The organism is Bradyrhizobium sp. USDA 4011 (genome assembly GCF_054063415.1).
Window position 1 is genome coordinate 23171 of record NZ_JBSSGG010000002.1, and the last position, 16230, is coordinate 39400.

Below are 16230 nucleotides of genomic sequence, written 5' to 3' on the forward strand. Positions count from 1 at the left end.
GAACCCAGCCCTCGTTCATTCGGGCAATCCCGTCACCGTGATCGTTGTGAATCCTGAGTGGTCAGTCGTTTCAGGTTCGCCAGCAGTTGGGCCCGTACCTCTTCCTCCCCGACGCCCCAGAGGCCGGCCAGCGTTGTCTCGGCGGCGGCGGCGTCCCACGGGAAGAGAGGGCGGCCGTCGATCTGGGCAAATGGCCCGTCCGATTCCGTAAGTATGCGTTCGCGAGGCATCAGCGTGGTCATCGCGCGTCCTCTCTCGCCGGCGAGCATCGCGGGCCCCACGCTGAACCAGCATCCCTGATCGATCGCGCGTTGAAGCTCGCGTCGCGATCCGGAGAACCAGTGAAGGACGGCCACGCCGGCGTCGGCCTCGGAAGCTAGGGCGTCGAGAACGGGCGTGGCCGCGCGCCGGCTGTGGATCGTCATAACGCGGCCGCCGGCGACGTGACACATGCGCAGGATCTCGGCGAACACGCTGAGCTGGATGTCCCACGTTGTCTTGAGCTCGGGTCCGCCGTCCAGTCCGATCTCTCCGACGTACCGCGATCGCGGGAGCAGTTCCTCGAAGAGCCCGAGCTCGCCCCGGCGTTCCTGCGCGATCTGAGGATGCAGCCCGATCGCCGTACGGATGCGCGCTGCGTCCTTCGCCAGTGCCGCCGTTCCCGACCAGGCCGAGGGCGTCGTCGTCACCGACAGGACGAACAGGCTGCGCTCGATGCACTCGTTCGTTGTCGCGACCGGATCGGGATAGAGGTCGAGATGGGCGTGCAGGTCGATCACTTGACACCGTATTTTGCATGCAAGGCGCCGAGTTCGCCAAGCCCCCGGCGTAGCATATCCTTCAGCACGTCGCGCTCCTCGATACCCGGCCACGAAAGGGCTCCGCCAAGCCAGTCGTCGAACCCCGCGCCCTTCGCGGCTGCCAGCGCCATGCCGACCGAGCGGACGTCGTCGAAGCCAGCGTGATCCGGATCGTCGCGACCAAGATGTTCATAGACGTAGTCGGTCGGATCCTCTTCGCCCCACGCAAGGAAAGCCGCTCTGCGGACCTGACATGGGACGCACCGCCCGCAATGGTGATAGTTGTAGCGCTGAAAGCGGCCGCAACTCGTCGAGCTCGACGCCAACGCGCGCAGCAGGTCCTGGTCCGCGCACTCCTTCAGCATCTCGCCCTTCGTCTTCTCGGCATACGGAGTGCGGATACTCACGCCCAGTTTCGCGGCGTCGAGAACGTCCTGAAACCTCGCGAGGAAGTAGGGATGTACCGTACGGGTGCTCAAACTGCCGATGCGGCTTCCCGTCAGCGGCGGGTTGATGGCGATGAAGCCGTTTTCGCAGACGTAGAGTGGCAAGCTGCCGCCGGGACGGTATGGCTTGAGCGCAGTTGCGACGAGGACGCCGAAGGCAAGAAAGATGATCGAGCGCGCCCTTTGAGAAGTATCTTCGGTGCCCGGGACGGCCGCGTTGTCGTTCAACTGAAAATGCCGCAAACCACCGCCGATCGACGAAGCGAACCCAAGCTGCTTTTCGGCATCGCCCCGGACAGTCTTGCTGATCGCGACGGGTCGCTCGCCGGACGCTGCAAGGTCGATGGCGCCGCTTAGACTGTCGAGCCCGCCCGACAGGAGTACGACGCAGCCTTCGGGCGGCCGAAATACCTCGGCTGGCGGCTGCGGTGCCGCGCCGCCGGCGATGAAGCGGAATTGCCATCGGTCGGTCGTGAGAAACGACAGCGCGTCGGCGAGGAGGTCCGCCGTCCCGTTCCAGAACGCCGGTTCGGCGACCGCGACTTCCATCTCGAACTCGCGTGTCCAGCCATCCGGACTTAGGCTTCGTCGCCCCGCCGCATCGGCCGCCATGACGGACATCGCGATGGATAGCAGATCCCAGGCCCTGCGGTTCGGGGCCAGACGCGCCCTGCGAATCTCGTTGCGCACGGCGGCACCGGCGCTGCCGCGATCATCGGCCCCCGCCTGGCCGTAGAGAACGACCCTGAGCGTGTCTCTTTCCTTGAGCCGACGGACCTCGGCCGGTGCGCAAAGCAATTTCACTCTTCGTACCCCTCGAAGACCTCGAACGTCTCGCGCAGCGCGGCCTGGACGACGCGCGCGACGCGTCCGGCCGTGAGCGTGCGTCCCTGTTCCTTGAGCTTGCGGAAGGAGGCGGCCACAGTCTCGGCGATGTATGACCGCATTTGTTTCAGTCGAGCCAGCGCGACGGTCGCGGTTGGCGCCCTCTCGAGCAACGTCTTGCCGACATCCAGCTCGAAGCGTCGCGCCACGTCGATCGCCGTGAACTTCTCGATGACGAACTCGCGTTCGGGGGCGGACAGGTCGAGGAGGTCGGCGTCCGGGTATTGGGTCAGCAATTCGGACATCGCGTCGTGGATCGACGCGCGTTCGGCTTCCGCGTCCTGCGTCCCGTCGATGGGTCTGACCGCTTCGATGATCGCGCTCGCGATCTCCTCGGTGGAGCGCCCGGCGAGCGCAGCCGCATCGACGGGAGCGTCCGCATTGCCCTGCGCGGTGGAATAGAGGGCGTGGCCGAGCGATCCCGCCGTCTGGGCAGTGCCGCCGAACCGCTGCGTTGCGAAATTCGACCCTCCGTAGCCGTTCCGGACGTAATGTCCGAGTCCGCGCCTGAGGTCGCGGCCGTCTCCGGATCGTGCGAAGTTGCCCAGGCTCGTTCGGACGCCGCCGAACCGTCGTTCGGGTGCCAGCGGCGCCGGCTGCAGAACTGGCGGCGGCGCTGCGGGAGGCGCGGGCGGGACGCCATCGGTCGGAGGAATGCCCGGCGGGACGTCCGGAGCTCCGGGCGGGGGCGCGGGAGGTACGGGATCCTGCGGTGCAGCCGGCGTCCAAGGAGGAACCAAGGGCACGCCAGGACCGGGGCCGTCACTAGACTGCGACGTTCCCATGCTCTCTCGTCTTTCTAATCGCCGTCTTCACCGGGCGCGAAACGTCAGGCGATGAATTCCAAGCATCGAGCACGCTTCCCGACCACGGGCGGTCGCCGATCTTCGGAATGATGTTCGGTTGGATCTGCTGCGGAGGGCGGTCCGCGAGAAACGCGGCGAGCCGCGCTCCCTGCGGCGGGTCGGCATCGGCGAGAACGATGCAGGCGTTGAGGATCGGCGGGACGCCCCAATCCTGTTCCTTTCTGGCGCGCTCGAGCAAGCGGTCCATCATCACGGTGATCTCGATGCGCGAGACCCGGGTCAACCTGTCCTTGAGCTGGTGGGCCATGTCGGGATGCTCGAGCAGCGCGGAGAGCAACTCGGCCGCCTCCGAGGACAGGCGGTCTTCGGGCGTGATCAGCGGCGCCTGCTCGCGGCCGACGTAGAGCGCGCCGCGCAGGTCGTGGTCGTGAAGTGGCGGCGATAGCGCCAGCCATTCCTTCACGAAGGGAGCGTTCCACGGAGCCTTCAGATCGAGATCGCGGCCGGCCGTCGCGGCGTCTTCCCATTCCTGAAGGAACGCGGGCTTTCCCTCGCCCGAGGCGCTGACGTGCTTGACCAGTTCCGCATAGGCCGCGGTGTCGCCGATTCGCTCGAACAGCAACAGCTTGGCGAGCACCGCCTCGTCGACGCCGACGCCCTGCGCTTTCGAGATCGTCATGCGGATCGAGAGCGCGTTCAGGAAGCGCTTGATCAGCCGCGGATTTCCCAGAATTCCCGACGCTGTCGTCATGAGCGAGGCGAGCCTTTCGGCCGTGTCGAACTGGCCGACGAGATGCTCGGGCAGCTTCACGCCGAGCGACTGGACGAAGGCCCGATCGACCTTCTTTCCCTGCCACGTCCGCTTAAGCTGATCGATCATGGCGGCACGGATCTTCTCCTTGTCGTCGTCGGACAACTCGCTGTTGTCCACGAACAGCAGCATCATGTAGGCGCGGACCTCCTGGGTGCCGAGCTGCGGCACCCGGATGGGGACCTGGATGAGTTTGTCGAAGTAGTTGGTGACCAGAAGGTCGTCGCTGACGCCGACGAAGTGCTTCCGCACGGCGTGCTTGATCATGTCGTTGTCGGCAGCGATCACAAAGGCGGTGTTCTTGAGGAAGAGAAACAGGCGGATCGCTTCCAGCGTCGAGATCGTGGTTTCCGGCAGGCACCGGTCGAGATCGTCGATCAACACGACCAACGTGATCCCGAGCTCGTCGAGCGTCTGCTCGAACGCGTCGCGCAACGCCTGGATCTCCTTCGGCGGGGACGTTTCCTCCTTCGGCTTCAGCAGTTCGCCGGCTTCCTTCGCCGCGTCCGTCACGGCCTTCTTGGTGGCGTCGCCGGTTTCCTTCCCAACGCCCTCGGCCCAGACCTTCCTGCCGAGCTCGAATATCTCGCCGAAGGCCCCGACCGGAGGCACCCCGAGGTAGATCGAGGCGGCCGAGGTCGCGGCGAGCTTCGCCGCCCGGAGCCATTTCACCCGCTTGGCGAGAGCTGCGACCTTGTCAAGGGCCGTCTGTCGGCTGTCCGCTTCCTTCGCAAGCTTGTCGGCGATCACGTCCATCAACGCGGCGCGCGCATCGTCGTACCCCTGATAGAGCCAGGCGTTGAACTCGACGAAGACGTACTTGTCGGACGCCTTCTTCCCGCTCTCGTTCTCCCTGGCGGCGATGGCGGAGCGGGTCAGCTTGATCATCGAGGACTTACCGATGCCCCAGGCGCCCGACACGCCGATCGAGATCGGGCGGCCCTTGGCCTGGACGATGATCTCGGCCACGGTCTCGGCGACGCCGGAGAAGTTCAGGAAGTCCCGTTCGGTCTCGTTGTCGGGCCACATCGGCAATCTCGCGTGTGCTTAAAGGGGTGAAATCGAATAATCGGCGCTGCGAGCAACGGCAGCGTTGTTAGGTATCGTTTTCGGAATCGGTAAATGCAACCGAGACCTTTTACTTACGTCCTATAGTTGTTGTGTTTCAAGTTTCCATCGCCGCGGTCCTCTCTCCGGAAGAGGCCGGCAGAACGCCGCGAAGAAGCAGGAGGAGGGCGCGGCGGCCAACGTCAGGATCATCATCAGCTTGAAGTCGTCGAAGTAGCCGATGATCGCGGCCTGATTCCGGATGACGCCGTCGACATCTCGCCATTTCGGCCGTCCGGCGAGTGCTATTCCTATACGGAGCTGCGGCTCCGACGTCTTGACTACCGACCGGATGCGCGAAGAAGACGCCCGCGAGGGAAGAATCTATTTGATGCCGTGCGGCGGAATCGGCGTCCGAGGCGGATCGGCACGGTGAGCCGGTGCGTTCCTCGCATCGAGGTCGACACCAAAATGCTCTGCGGTCTTCTGGAGTATAAGTCCGATCTGATTCAACGTTGGTTCGAGCCTAGAATGCGGTGGTTCATCGACCATCGTGCCCTTAGTTCGCGGGTACCGATAGGCCGTCGCGTAGGCTTCTAGCCAAGAGAGCTCGATGACATCGGATCGCAACGCGTTGTCTTCAGGAAGCGCGCGGGCCATCGTATCTAGTTGGTGCTGCTGACTCCGCGGATAGTGGATGTTTTCGGATATGGCGATGGCTGAGATGATATGTTCCAGCGCTTGTTCCGCATGGTAGGCCGCATTGCGGTTCGAGCCTTCCAACAACAGCTTAAAGGCGTCCAGGTTGGCCTTCGCCAGGCGCAGGCTGGTGGCTATCACAAGCTCAGTCGACAAGGCGCACACCTTCCCGAGAAAGATCGTACCCGATCGTATTCGGTATCCCCCAGATCGCCTCTAAGTCGCGAACTTTCGTTGCGAGCAGCGTCACCGGTAGGCAGGTGCTGCGCGCGATCCGCCAAGTCTCTACAGGGTCGGTCAGTTCGTCCGGCGCGTTGTCCGGCAGGACGACGAGAAGATCCCAGTCGCTATCGGGACGGGAGTCCCCTCTCGCTCGACTTCCGAACAACCATATTTCGGCGGGTTTAAATGTCGCACGAACCGCGCTCACCAGGGGGGCAAGCTGAATTGGCGTTAGTCTGACTGGACGGTCGAGCGGCCGCTTCATGGTCTGACAACGATTTTAAGGACAACCACCAAAGCAACTATGCCTCGGTCAGGCGAGAGTCAACGCCGGCTCGCTTGCGTTAAAAATTGATGAAAACGCGCCCGCTAGGGTTGTGTTTGCTCCCCACCTCGCTAATCTTCGTTGGTTCCGGCATTACATTTGCTTTGCCGAGGAGGTTATCCGAAGGCGGATCATCGTCCATGCCGATGGCTGTTTTTGGGATAGAACCTTTTGATTTTGGATTTCGGGGACGCGGTGGGCGCATTTTGAGACGGGGTATTGAGGAGCCGATCGGCCGGACTGGGCAGGGATTGTTCGATCCTCGCTCCGATATTCGGGTCTACTCCGGACGGCTGGGCATATAGCACCGGGCCTTCGAATCCGAGGAGGATGGCCGCAGCGGCCATCGGTAACGGCGACCAATACCGACGCGCAAGATATCCCACCCAAAACAGCGTGAGGGGCGCCATGCGTGCGAGAGCGGGTCGTTTTCTGGTCATCGGCATATTGTCGTTTGCGGGCTCCCCGGCATTCGGGCAAGCCGTCGACCCCAACATCCAGGTTCGCATCGAAACTGCGCTTCCTCAACCCGTAATCAAGCCTCATCTGCCGGAGACGGAGCGGATTACGGTTCAGCGGACGGAGACTTTCACGACGATGGTCGAACGTCCGTACACGTGCGGCGAGCTCAGAAGTCCTTCGCCGGAGTGTCAATCGGCTCCCAAATTTGACCCTTCATCGGCGTCCAATTTTGGCTCTGACTCACTTTTGATGCAGTTTGGAGGATGTCTGGCGCTTTGATTGGAGGAGAATCAGCGCCATGCAGCAGGCACTCCACCGCTCCAGTTTGGTGCCGCGTGGGTTTGTTGTAGAGAGTGCTTACTACGAGGGTAATAAGGCGATCGTTGTGGTTCGGGCGTCCGGCAGCGTCGGCCTGTGTCCATCGTGCGGAACGGTTTCGCGGCGTGTCCATAGCCGCTACCGGCGCCGCGTGACCGATCTGCCGCTCTCGGGTCGGATCGTCCAGCTCCTGGTAATCGCCCGCCGTTTTCGCTGCGACGCGGTTCTGTGCGGGCGTCAGATCTTCACTGAGCGCTTCGGCGAAGGCGTACTGGCGCCTTCGGCGCGCCGCACCGCGAGGCTGGAGTCCATCGTTCACCACCTTGGCTTGGCGCTTGGGGGTAGACCGGCAGCAGTCTTCGCAAAGCGGCTGATGCTGCCGGTGAGCAAAGATACCCTTCTTCGGGTGGTTCGGCACCGTAGCCGTCCCCCAGCTGACCCGCTCAGGGTCATCGGCATTGATGACTGGGCCTGGCGGCGCAATCACCGATACGCCAGCATCGTCTGCAACCTGGAAAGGCGCAGGGTCGTCACTTTGTTGCCGGATCGTGAGCCGGCGACGGCCCAAGCCTGGCTCGCTGCTCATCCCTCGATCGCAATCGTCGCCCGTGACCGCGGCGGCGGATATGGCGAAGCCGCGGCCAAGGCCCTGCCGCACGCAGTACAGGTCGCCGACCGTTGGCATCTGATGGAGAACGCCAGTCGCGCCTTCCTCGATGCCGTCCGCAAATCGATGCGCCAGATACGCACCGTCCTCGGTGCGACCACGATCGATCCCAAGCTACTCACCGCCGCTGAGCGCCTCCAGTATGAGGGCTATCTGCGCCGCGAGGAGACCAACGCGGTCATCCTGGCTCTGTCGAAGAATGGCATACCTATCAAGCAGATCGTGCGTCAGACCGGCCACAGCAGGAAGCTGGTGCGACAGGTGGTCCGCGGCGAACGTCACGACGTGTTCCGAACCCGACAAAGTTCGTTGGATGTGCACTTGCCATGGCTGGACGAGCAGTGGGCGTCTGGCTGCCGCAACGGTGCTGAACTTTGGCGCCGTTTGAAAGGGCGTGGCTTCCGAGGCTCGCTCCGTGTCATCAGCGAGTGGGCAACCCGCAGACGACGAGCGGAAAGGACCGACACACAAAACCTTCAGAGGATTCCGTCGGCCAGAACGATCGCTCGCCTCATGACAATCGGACGGGACCTGCTCACCAAAGCGGAGACCGTCACGGTCGCGGCGATCGAAGCTGGCGTGCCAACTCTGGTCGAGGCACGCGAGATCATCGCCGAATTCCACCTGATGATCCGCCGTAAGACCGAGGCGGGCCTCGCTCCTTGGATCGAGCGTGCCCGCGCCAGTCTCGTCGCCTCGTTCGCGAGCGGCGTCGGGAGAGACCAAGCGGCAGTCCGAGCCGCAATCACGTCGCCCTGGTCGAACGGACAAACCGAAGGACAGATTACGCGCCTCAAGCTCGTCAGGCGCCAAATGTATGGCCGCGGGAAGATCGATCTGCTCCAAGCCCGGTTAGTCGGCGCAGAATGAAAGGAGCTGCACCAAGATTGCGTCAGAGCCAAAATTGGACGCCGATGAAGGGTCAAATTTGGGAGCCGATTGACAGGTCCGAGCCTTGCCGCTATCGCACGGTAGCTGACCGCGCGATAGCGACCAACAAGGCCGAGCGCCGTCGGCGACGCACAGCTGCAGAGGCGTCTCTGCTAGGCCCGAGGGATCGGTTAGACAGCCCAGCCGCGTGCCAAATTTCAGTCTCGTTTTGAGATAGTGTCCAGGCCAACAGGGAAGACAGCGAATCCCAAAAGCTCTGTCTAATCAATCGAACCCCGTGCCAAACTCGAAACACGGCCGTGCCAAAATCACGTGTGTACGACATCGATGATGAACATGTAATTGAAAATATTAATGAATTCGTATTCGCATAACATAGATTATGGAATAATTTCTTATTATCCGAACGCTGAAATTCGCTGGTTAGCCCGGTTTGTTACGACGCAGCCGCTTGTCTTCGCCGGATAGCATCGCGCTGGCGTCGGCTTCGTTTCCGCATGCGCCGAACTGGCACTATCGAAGGCATCGGTGACAGAGTCGTGGCTGGCGTCGGCTCCTCGACCGCGCGGACGTCAGGCAGCTCCGTTGTTTGGACGGGTGCGGGCCGCGCCTCCATGATCTCGAGAACCGCGCGTCCCTTGTTAGTGATACGCCAGCCGCCATTCAGCCGCTCGATCAGACTTTGGGAGAAGATATCCAGGTCAGGCACGCGGGCTGCCAATCGCTTCGTCCGTTCGGACCAATCCCGTCCGCTGGTCGCCAGAATCGCCATATCGCGCTTGATATCCTCCATGACGGCGAACCCGTCCGGATAGCTGACCAGCACCTTGAGAACCGCCACCTGGAAGTTCACTGCCCCACCCGTACGCGGCTTGCGCGAACTTACTTCCTTTACATCTTAGAGGCATTCGAGCCCCCCTGTCGACCCATGACATTCATCCGCTAGGCGGTTCGGCAGCCCCGCGCGTCGTCGACGCCGCTTCGCGATGGAAGCATTTCGAACCGGCGCGCACGTCACCATCGACCGCCTCTATAATCGGACCTCAGAAAGTCTCCACCATTTCTAGGTACCGGCAAAACGCGTTCGCAAGCGCCATCTGACGAGGCGTACGACATTCGACTTCGAAAAGACGAGGCGACACCGCTACAGAGCTGCAGCCATGACGGGAATTTCAGTGACCTTGTCGCCATTCTGTCTGGCCCAGAGAGACCTGGCCAGATTCTCCGGGGCCTGCTCCCGGAACTTCCCGACCTTGATGTTGGCGACGAACTCCGAGACGTCGTGGGGATCGATATTTCGCATTTCGGCGAGCTTGGAGAGGATCGGTCGCAGTTCGCTCTCCTTGATCTTGGAGACCGTGACGCCGAGTTCGTGCACTCCCGGCTGGAGTCCGGCCATCGCGAGCGCCGCGCTGAAGACTGCAGTCGCCTGGGATCCTCGCCAGAGAAAGACGTGCGTGTCGCGCTCTTCCTCGACCAGCGATCGGCTCTCAAGGTCGAGCTCGCGGAACATCTCGCGTCCCTCCTCCAGCAGATCCCGGGCTCTGGCGTCGAGATAGGGCGGGACCTCGTCGGCGAGATAGACCTTGCGCATCTCCGCGATCAGCTTGTCGTGGGCCGGCTCGCCGGCAGCTGGCTCGAAGCGCGGCACGACGCCGCCCGGATGGGGAGCGACCACCAGCGTCATCGTCTGTTCGTCGAGGTCCTGCACGATCCAGCGCTGGCCCGCGAAGACGACGAGTCCTTCCTTGTGGACGGGATGCATGATCGGCAACGTTCCAAGCGTGCGTCCGCCCGTCGTCAACCGCCACTCCTCGTTCGATTCGAACACCGCGAAGAAGCTCCGGGACTGGCCGACCTTCTCGCCTTCCTGCCCGAGCATCAACGTTCCGTCGCCCGCCTGCTCGATGAAGCGGACAGCCTCGCTGCCGAGATGCCGGAGCAGCAAAGCGAAGTCGCTGGTGGAAACCGAGACGAAGGGCCCCGGGCCGCACAATAGGTCATAGAGCGGCTTCGGCCCGATGCCGCCGCGCTCCATGATCACGCTCAGCATCTGGTGGATGAGCGTCGAGGCGATCTCGGGCGCAGCGCGCGCCTCCTCCACGAACCCTTCGAGCAACAACCTGACCACGGCGACGGACCTGATCGTGTTGAGACGCAGGCGATCGAGAAAGCCCGACTTGTTGTCGATGTTCGGTTCGCGCAGGTAGATGCGCAGGATCGACGGCGTCCCGCGTCGCCTGCCGGTGCGCCCGAGCCTCTGCTTCAACGAGGCGAGCGAACGCGGCGCGCCGATCTGCGCGACCGATTTGACCGAGCCGATATCCACCCCGAGTTCTAGCGTCGAGGTGCATACCGCCGTCGTCGGCAATCTACCTTCCTTCAGGCGGTCTTCGAGCTCTTCGCGGAGCAACTTCGAAAGGCTTCCGTGATGCGGGTAGAACTCGTTGGGTACCTCGGCCTTCTCCGAGCGCCTGCGCAGGCGGTCGGCGGTCGATTCCACCGTCCGCCGCGATCCGCCGAACACGAGGTTGTTCTCGCCCCGCAGCGTCTCGAACAGATGATCGGAAATCGCATCGAGCGCGATCCGCCGCGGCACCTGCTGCTCCGGACCCGCTCCGCCGCCTTCCGCATGATCCGGATCGTCGAGGTCCGGCGGCTCGACGTAGCCTCTGACCTGAAGGCGCAGTTCCGGAGCGTCCGACTTCGCCACGAGCTCTTCGACGTTCGTAGGATCTCGCGGCCGCAGCCACGCGCGGGCCTGGTCCAGGTTGCCGATCGTCGCGGAAAGACCGACGCGCCGGGCGGGGCGCGCTGCCATCGCGTCGATCCGCCGCAAGAGGCTGGCCACGTGCAGTCCCCGCGGTCCCTGCAAAAAGGAATGAAGCTCGTCGATGACGATGAACTCGGCGGCCGACAGCAGCCGTTTGGCGTCGGCCGGACGGCGGACAAACATCGCCTCGATCGATTCCGGGGTGATGAGGGCGATCCCGTCCGGCTTGTTCATCGCCTTCTTCTTCTCGGCCTGCGGCGCGTCCCCGTGCCATTTGACCACCGGGATTTCCATGCTCTCGCACAGTCCCTCGAGCCGCCTGAACTGGTCGTTGATGAGCGCCTTGAGCGGGCTGATGTACAGGACCGAGAAACCGGACGTGTTGCGCTCGGCGATCGACGTCAGGATCGGGAGGAAAGCCGCTTCCGTCTTGCCCGCCGCAGTTGTCGCTGAGATCAGAATGTCGCGGTCGTCCTCGAGCACGGCGAGGATCGTGCGCGCCTGGATCTCGCGCAGCTCGTCCCAGCCCTGGTCGCGGATCCAGCGGCGGATCTTCGGATGCAACAGGTGGTAGGCGGCTTCAAGTCCCGAGCCGGAAGCTGGTGAGTTCATCGTCGTCTCCGGGCTGCGCGCCACCCTCGGGCACCGCCTCCTGCTGGCCGCGCAGATCGGCGGGTACGTCGACCTGCCCCAGAAGATCCTGCCACTTCGTGCCCGGGTTCTGCTCGAGCACGGAAAGCATCTGCACGAAGGCCTTCACGGTCGTCCGCGGCGTGCGGAAATACGCCTCTCCGATGCGGCGATCGCAGTGAGCCATGAAGGCGGTCAACGCCTCGTCGGGGACCAGATATTTGGACGGTTCCCCGGCAGCGAACACCGTTCGGACGTTGGACAGCAGGACCAGGAGATCTTCCGGCGTGAGGCTCTGGAGGTTTATGACCGGGCCCGAAAGGTCGACGAGGCCCTTGGTGGCGAACTGATTCTCAGCCAACCGCGACTGCAGCGCTTCGTAGCTGAACAGGCCGCGCCGGGTGTCCAGCAGAAACTGCGGCGTGCCGCACATGAGAAAGCCTATGTTGGCGGTGTTTCCCTGCAGCGCATCGTTCACGATGCGGAGGATCTGTTCGAAGTTCGACTTGCGCGCCTGGGCGTTCTGCAGCTTGTAGATGTTCACCATCTCGTCGAACATCACCACAAGGCCGGCGTAGCCTGCGACCTTCGTCAGGCACGCGAGGGACTTCAGCGAATCGTACACGCTGTCGTCGTCGATGATGGTCCTAACGCCGAGGGATTTGTTCGCCTCAGTCTTGGTCGAGAATTCTCCGCGCAGCCAACGCAGGGCCGCGAGCTTAAGCTCCTCATTCGAAGCTTCGCTCCCGCGCCAGTAGGCCTTCAGCACCGTCGCGAAATCGTAGCCTCCGACGAACTCCTGGATCGGAGCCAGCTTCTCGTCGATCACCTTCTCCACCGGGATCTGCCGTTCTCCGGCCTCCTTGACTGCGTCGGTGACGAGCCGCTCCACCACCGCCGCCAGCGCCCCGCCCTCCGGCTTCGTGCGTGTTGCCATGTTCCGGACGGCTTCGGAATAGAGCGCCCTCGCCTGACCGCCGCTGCCGTGAATGCGGCGATCGGGCCCCAGGTCCGCGTGCACGGTAACGCACTTCCGCTCCAGCGCGATCAGCCTGATGAGGTTCGCGAAGAACGTCTTGCCGGCGCCGTAGTCGCCGATCACGAATCTGACGGCGGCACCGCCGTCCGCGATGCGGTCGACGTCACGAACCAACGCTCCGATCTCCGCGGCTCTGCCGACCTGGATGTGTGGAAGTCCGACGCGCGGGACCACGCCGGCGCTCAGCGCCTGGATGATGGTGTCCCGTTCCTTCGGCTTTATCGTCTTCGGCGCTTTGCTCATGCCGTCGTCTCTCTCAGTTCAGCTAGTCGCTCCCGCAGATGCGGGACCATGACGATTTCGTCCCCGTCTTCGAGCAGCGGTTCCTCGAAGCGATCGAACGACCAGTCGTTGATGCGTTCGATCGCGCCGTCCGCCAGAAGCTTCATCGCGCGCGCCCGCTGATCGAATTCGGCTCTCGCGATCGATCCCTTCAGCTCGAGAAGCTCAACGAGCTCCGTATGGGGGCCGTCCAACCCCTCGAAGGAGACCTCGTTCGCGGCGGATGCCACCAGCGTCTCGACGGGAGCCGGCGTCGTGTCTTCCTCGAAGATGTTCGCGAGCAGTTCCGCGACCGCATCGGTCTCCCGCTGCGTCCGTGCCAGGCGCGCGGCATCGATCTGGATTCCGGCGACGGGTGCGGCCGCGACGACACCCTGCGGTGTGGGGACAGGTGCCGGCACAATGACGGGACTCGGTGCGGCAGCGGGAATCGGTGTAGCGACCGGTCGCCCTTTCGGGATCGGCACCCCAGCCTCCCGTCTCTCGACGGACAAGGATACCGGTTCGTCCGCTCGCGACACGGTTCTGTGCAGCTCGGAATAGACCCGCTCCTTGGGAAGGCCCAGTGCCTTGTGGAGCTTCTCGAGGAATCTGACCTCGTCGGGCCGCACGTTCTGTTCGCCGCCGACGACTGCGACCGCCGCGTCGGCAATGGCCTCCCGTTCGGCATCGCTGCGCTCCGCCAGGCGCTTCATGACTCTCGACAGCTTGGGCGGGTTGTTGAAGATCGTGACCGCGAACGCGATCAGGCGCGCGCGTTCGATCGCGCTGAGGTCTTCTCCGTCCCTTATCCCGGCGATCACCCGCGACATCTCGTCGCTCGAGGAATCGCCGTCCGCCGCCGCCGCGAGCACGGCGACCTCGACTTGGGCCTTCATCGACCGATAGGCTTGGCGCTCCGGGTCGACCGGCCCCCCGCGAGGCGCCTTGAATAGGAATATCTGATCGTCAAGCTGTGGGACCGCGCCGCCGAAGCGCCGATCCGGCTCGATCGCGATGTCGAGCCGATCGAGCACTTGTCCGAGCTGGTCGGCGAGCCCGGACGATACTTTGCCGTTCTCCGGAAGATCGAAATCGGCCGCCCGCAGCACGGTCCCCATGGTCGTGCTCGCGCGGCTCTGGCCCCCCATGATTTCCGACAGACGCTCCCCGAACGAACGCAACGCCTCGAAGCCGATTTCCGACACGAGATCGGGCGGAAGCAGAAGCGATGCCTGCACCGAGTTGCGCGCCTCGGGCTGGCGGCCCAGAAGCCGGCTGAATCCGTCGAGCTCGTCGGTACATTCCTGCACGAGGCGCCTCAATGGTTCGGGAGACGTCGTCGCCTTCGCGACGTCGGGATAGGCCCGATGAGGACCGTCCACCGTGACCCGGAAGGCCCGGCTCGCTGCTTCGTACTGAAGATCGATGTTGCCGGAGGTCGTGACGTTCAATCCTTCCGGAAACGCGCTCCGGAAACGCAGATGCCAAAGGGCCACGAACTCGTTGAAGCACCGGACCGCCGCGGTACGCAGATACACGTCCGGCAACGCGAGAACCCAAAGCAGAGCGTCTTCGGACAGGATCGTCGACGATTGTGCCAGACGCCGCCCGAGGTGAAGACGCACCGGAATGTCCATCTCTGGAGAGTGTGACCGCTCCGCTGATGGTTGCGGAACGGCGAGCGGCATGCCGGCGGCGCATCTTGCGACGTCCACGAACCGCTTCCCGTAGCCCTGGAAGGACTCGCTGTCGGCCCGCCTCGCCAGAAGCCTCTCGACCTCGGCGATGCAGTCCGGCGCGCTCGCGATGTCCCGATCGACGAAAAGCCTGTGCTCCAGCCCGTAGAAGAACACGAAGACGTGCCCGATGCCGTAGGAATCGTCCCGCCGACCGCTCGACATCCAATCGAGGAACGCGCGGCGGGCCGCGGGCGTCACGTCCGCGTAGGACGGCCAGTACGGCATGGAATCTCCGGCGACGTCCGGCCGCGACGTTCGCGCGGAAAGCTTGGGATTGATGACGTAGCCGTCGATCTCTTGGCCTTCGAAGAAGAGGGCCTCGCCGAGATAGAAGCGACCGGCCCCGATGGTGATGCCCTGGACGATGACCGACTCTCCCGGCGGCACCCACCTCGCCGGCGCCGGAGCCCGCCCCCTGCGAAAGGCCGGCGCGATCCTTACCGGGTCCGCTGCCGGTGGCTCGATGACCGGCGGCGGAGTGTGTTGCGCGCTCGATCGCCGTGCCGCGATCTCGCGTCGCTTTCCAGCCCTCGAGAACAGGTAGCCGAGGAGCAGCACGAGACCGGAGACCGTGCAGACGGCCACGACCGCGGCCAGATTTTCCACCACGAACCGATAAGCAGCGCTGAGGGCCGCGTAGATCGCGCCCAACACGAGCAGCAAGCCCATTCCTGCCGTAGACCCGCCCTTGCGCCGCCCCATATGTCCGTCGATCCCCACCGCTCGTTCGTCAAGAAATAGCGTGTGACAGCAGCGAAGTACAATCGTCGAAGGTCGTGTCCAGGCTCCTCCCGGTAGTGCCCTCTCCCGGGAAACCTGCATCCGCCGGACCGAGATTGGCGTAATTCCCCTGTAAGCGCGGCCATTTGTCCGTTCTCGTTATGCCCCCGGGCGTCAAATCTCATGGCTGGAAGCTTCAATTTGACACTACGGTTTCGACAATGGCTTTCGGTTGCTTCACAACTTTCAATTGCAACGATACGGTCAACCGTTGTCGGTCGGGGGCCCAATGTCAAAGGCGAGGTGGGCGCCGCGCCATGCGAACTGGGGGCCAGTCAAACCAGGATTCTGGCCCATTTGGCATGCGAACAAGGAATCGCTGCGGAATAAGGCTGTGGTCGAGAAGTTCAATGACATGCGCGACGATCTCGACAAAGAACGAAAGTTCATGGGCCGCCAGTGGGCCAAGCGGAGACGCAGATACTGGCGGTTATCGACTCCACGGTTGGAATGGTCGGAGACCTTCAGGCCATCGCGGGCAAGGCCATGCCTGAAATTCCGAGCCTCGACCTTCCGCTACTGGAAGATAGCATCGTCACCGAGCGGGAGGCCGGATGAGGGAGCGCGAACAGCTCGCGCTCACAGGTAATGGGCTCACCTCAACCCTCGGTCACGAGATGCAAATA

Annotated in this window: 12 protein-coding genes; 2 read left to right on the forward strand and 10 right to left on the reverse strand. The window is 63.4% G+C overall.

All coding sequences use genetic code 11. The features are described 5' to 3' along the window. Positions 1-32 precede the first annotated feature (32 nt). From qatD to ACVW1C_RS40500, 6 genes are all read right to left on the reverse strand, one after another. Positions 33-779: a Qat anti-phage system TatD family nuclease QatD gene (qatD, locus tag ACVW1C_RS40475; protein WP_028132979.1), complete on the reverse strand. Its 747-nt coding sequence runs from the start codon at positions 777-779 to the stop codon at positions 33-35. Next, entirely contained in the window at positions 776-2050 is a 1275-nt protein-coding gene (gene qatC, locus ACVW1C_RS40480; protein ID WP_028132978.1) for a Qat anti-phage system QueC-like protein QatC, read from the reverse strand. The genes qatD and qatC overlap by 4 nt, the downstream gene beginning before the upstream one ends. Then, positions 2047-2916, reverse strand: coding sequence for a Qat anti-phage system associated protein QatB (gene qatB / locus ACVW1C_RS40485; RefSeq protein WP_028132977.1), 870 nt, complete (start codon positions 2914-2916; stop codon positions 2047-2049). Before qatB ends, qatC begins: the two co-directional genes overlap by 4 nt. Beyond that, positions 2897-4777 (reverse strand): KAP family P-loop NTPase fold protein, encoded by a 1881-nt coding sequence (locus ACVW1C_RS40490; RefSeq protein WP_028132976.1) that lies wholly within the window; start codon positions 4775-4777, stop codon positions 2897-2899. Before ACVW1C_RS40490 ends, qatB begins: the two co-directional genes overlap by 20 nt. A gap of 402 nt (positions 4778-5179) precedes the next feature. Then, positions 5180-5650, reverse strand: a complete 471-nt coding sequence (locus ACVW1C_RS40495; RefSeq protein ID WP_028132975.1) for a HEPN domain-containing protein — start codon at positions 5648-5650, stop codon at positions 5180-5182. Further along, positions 5640-5981 carry a nucleotidyltransferase domain-containing protein gene (locus ACVW1C_RS40500; protein ID WP_049819828.1) on the reverse strand — a complete coding sequence of 114 codons (342 nt, stop codon included), beginning with the start codon at positions 5979-5981 and terminating at the stop codon, positions 5640-5642. The genes ACVW1C_RS40495 and ACVW1C_RS40500 overlap by 11 nt, the downstream gene beginning before the upstream one ends. A gap of 820 nt (positions 5982-6801) precedes the next feature. Here ACVW1C_RS40500 and ACVW1C_RS40505 point away from each other — a divergent pair. Then, positions 6802-8358, forward strand: a complete 1557-nt coding sequence (locus tag ACVW1C_RS40505) for an ISL3 family transposase (protein WP_028132974.1) — start codon at positions 6802-6804, stop codon at positions 8356-8358. Positions 8359-8815: 457 nt separating this feature from the next. Here the strand turns inward: ACVW1C_RS40505 and ACVW1C_RS40510 are convergent, their stop codons facing one another. The 4 genes from ACVW1C_RS40510 to ACVW1C_RS40525 all read right to left on the reverse strand — a co-directional run bounded on the left by ACVW1C_RS40510 (position 8816) and on the right by ACVW1C_RS40525 (position 15493). Next, positions 8816-9232: a hypothetical protein gene (locus ACVW1C_RS40510; protein ID WP_319335142.1), complete on the reverse strand. Its 417-nt coding sequence runs from the start codon at positions 9230-9232 to the stop codon at positions 8816-8818. 291 nt (positions 9233-9523) lie between these two features. After that, a complete protein-coding gene (locus ACVW1C_RS40515) occupies positions 9524-11764 on the reverse strand; it encodes a DEAD/DEAH box helicase (RefSeq protein ID WP_319335145.1) in 2241 nt (746 codons plus the stop codon). Then, complete coding sequence (locus tag ACVW1C_RS40520; RefSeq protein ID WP_319335148.1) at positions 11733-13064, reverse strand: ATP-binding protein; 1332 nt, start codon at positions 13062-13064, stop codon at positions 11733-11735. The genes ACVW1C_RS40515 and ACVW1C_RS40520 overlap by 32 nt, the downstream gene beginning before the upstream one ends. Beyond that, the gene (locus ACVW1C_RS40525) at positions 13061-15493 is read right to left on the reverse strand and encodes a TerB N-terminal domain-containing protein (protein ID WP_319335191.1); all 2433 of its coding nucleotides are present in this window, start codon (positions 15491-15493) and stop codon (positions 13061-13063) included. The genes ACVW1C_RS40520 and ACVW1C_RS40525 overlap by 4 nt, the downstream gene beginning before the upstream one ends. A gap of 510 nt (positions 15494-16003) precedes the next feature. On the opposite strand from ACVW1C_RS40525, the gene ACVW1C_RS40530 reads away from it, so the two are divergent. Continuing rightward, positions 16004-16162: a hypothetical protein gene (locus ACVW1C_RS40530; protein WP_456763312.1), complete on the forward strand. Its 159-nt coding sequence runs from the start codon at positions 16004-16006 to the stop codon at positions 16160-16162. Positions 16163-16230 lie beyond the last annotated feature (68 nt).

Bases quoted from the DNA above. Each gene is read 5' to 3' on its own strand.
- ACVW1C_RS40505 (WP_028132974.1), top strand. From the start codon at position 6,802: ATGCAGCAGGCACTCCACCGCTCCAGTTTGGTGCCGCGTGGGTTTGTT.
- ACVW1C_RS40515 (WP_319335145.1), bottom strand. From the start codon at position 11,764: ATGAACTCACCAGCTTCCGGCTCGGGACTTGAAGCCGCCTACCACCTG.
- ACVW1C_RS40490 (WP_028132976.1), bottom strand. From the start codon at position 4,777: ATGTGGCCCGACAACGAGACCGAACGGGACTTCCTGAACTTCTCCGGC.
- ACVW1C_RS40525 (WP_319335191.1), bottom strand. From the start codon at position 15,493: ATGGGCTTGCTGCTCGTGTTGGGCGCGATCTACGCGGCCCTCAGCGCT.
- qatB (WP_028132977.1), bottom strand. From the start codon at position 2,916: ATGGGAACGTCGCAGTCTAGTGACGGCCCCGGTCCTGGCGTGCCCTTG.
- ACVW1C_RS40500 (WP_049819828.1), bottom strand. From the start codon at position 5,981: ATGAAGCGGCCGCTCGACCGTCCAGTCAGACTAACGCCAATTCAGCTT.
- ACVW1C_RS40520 (WP_319335148.1), bottom strand. From the start codon at position 13,064: ATGAGCAAAGCGCCGAAGACGATAAAGCCGAAGGAACGGGACACCATC.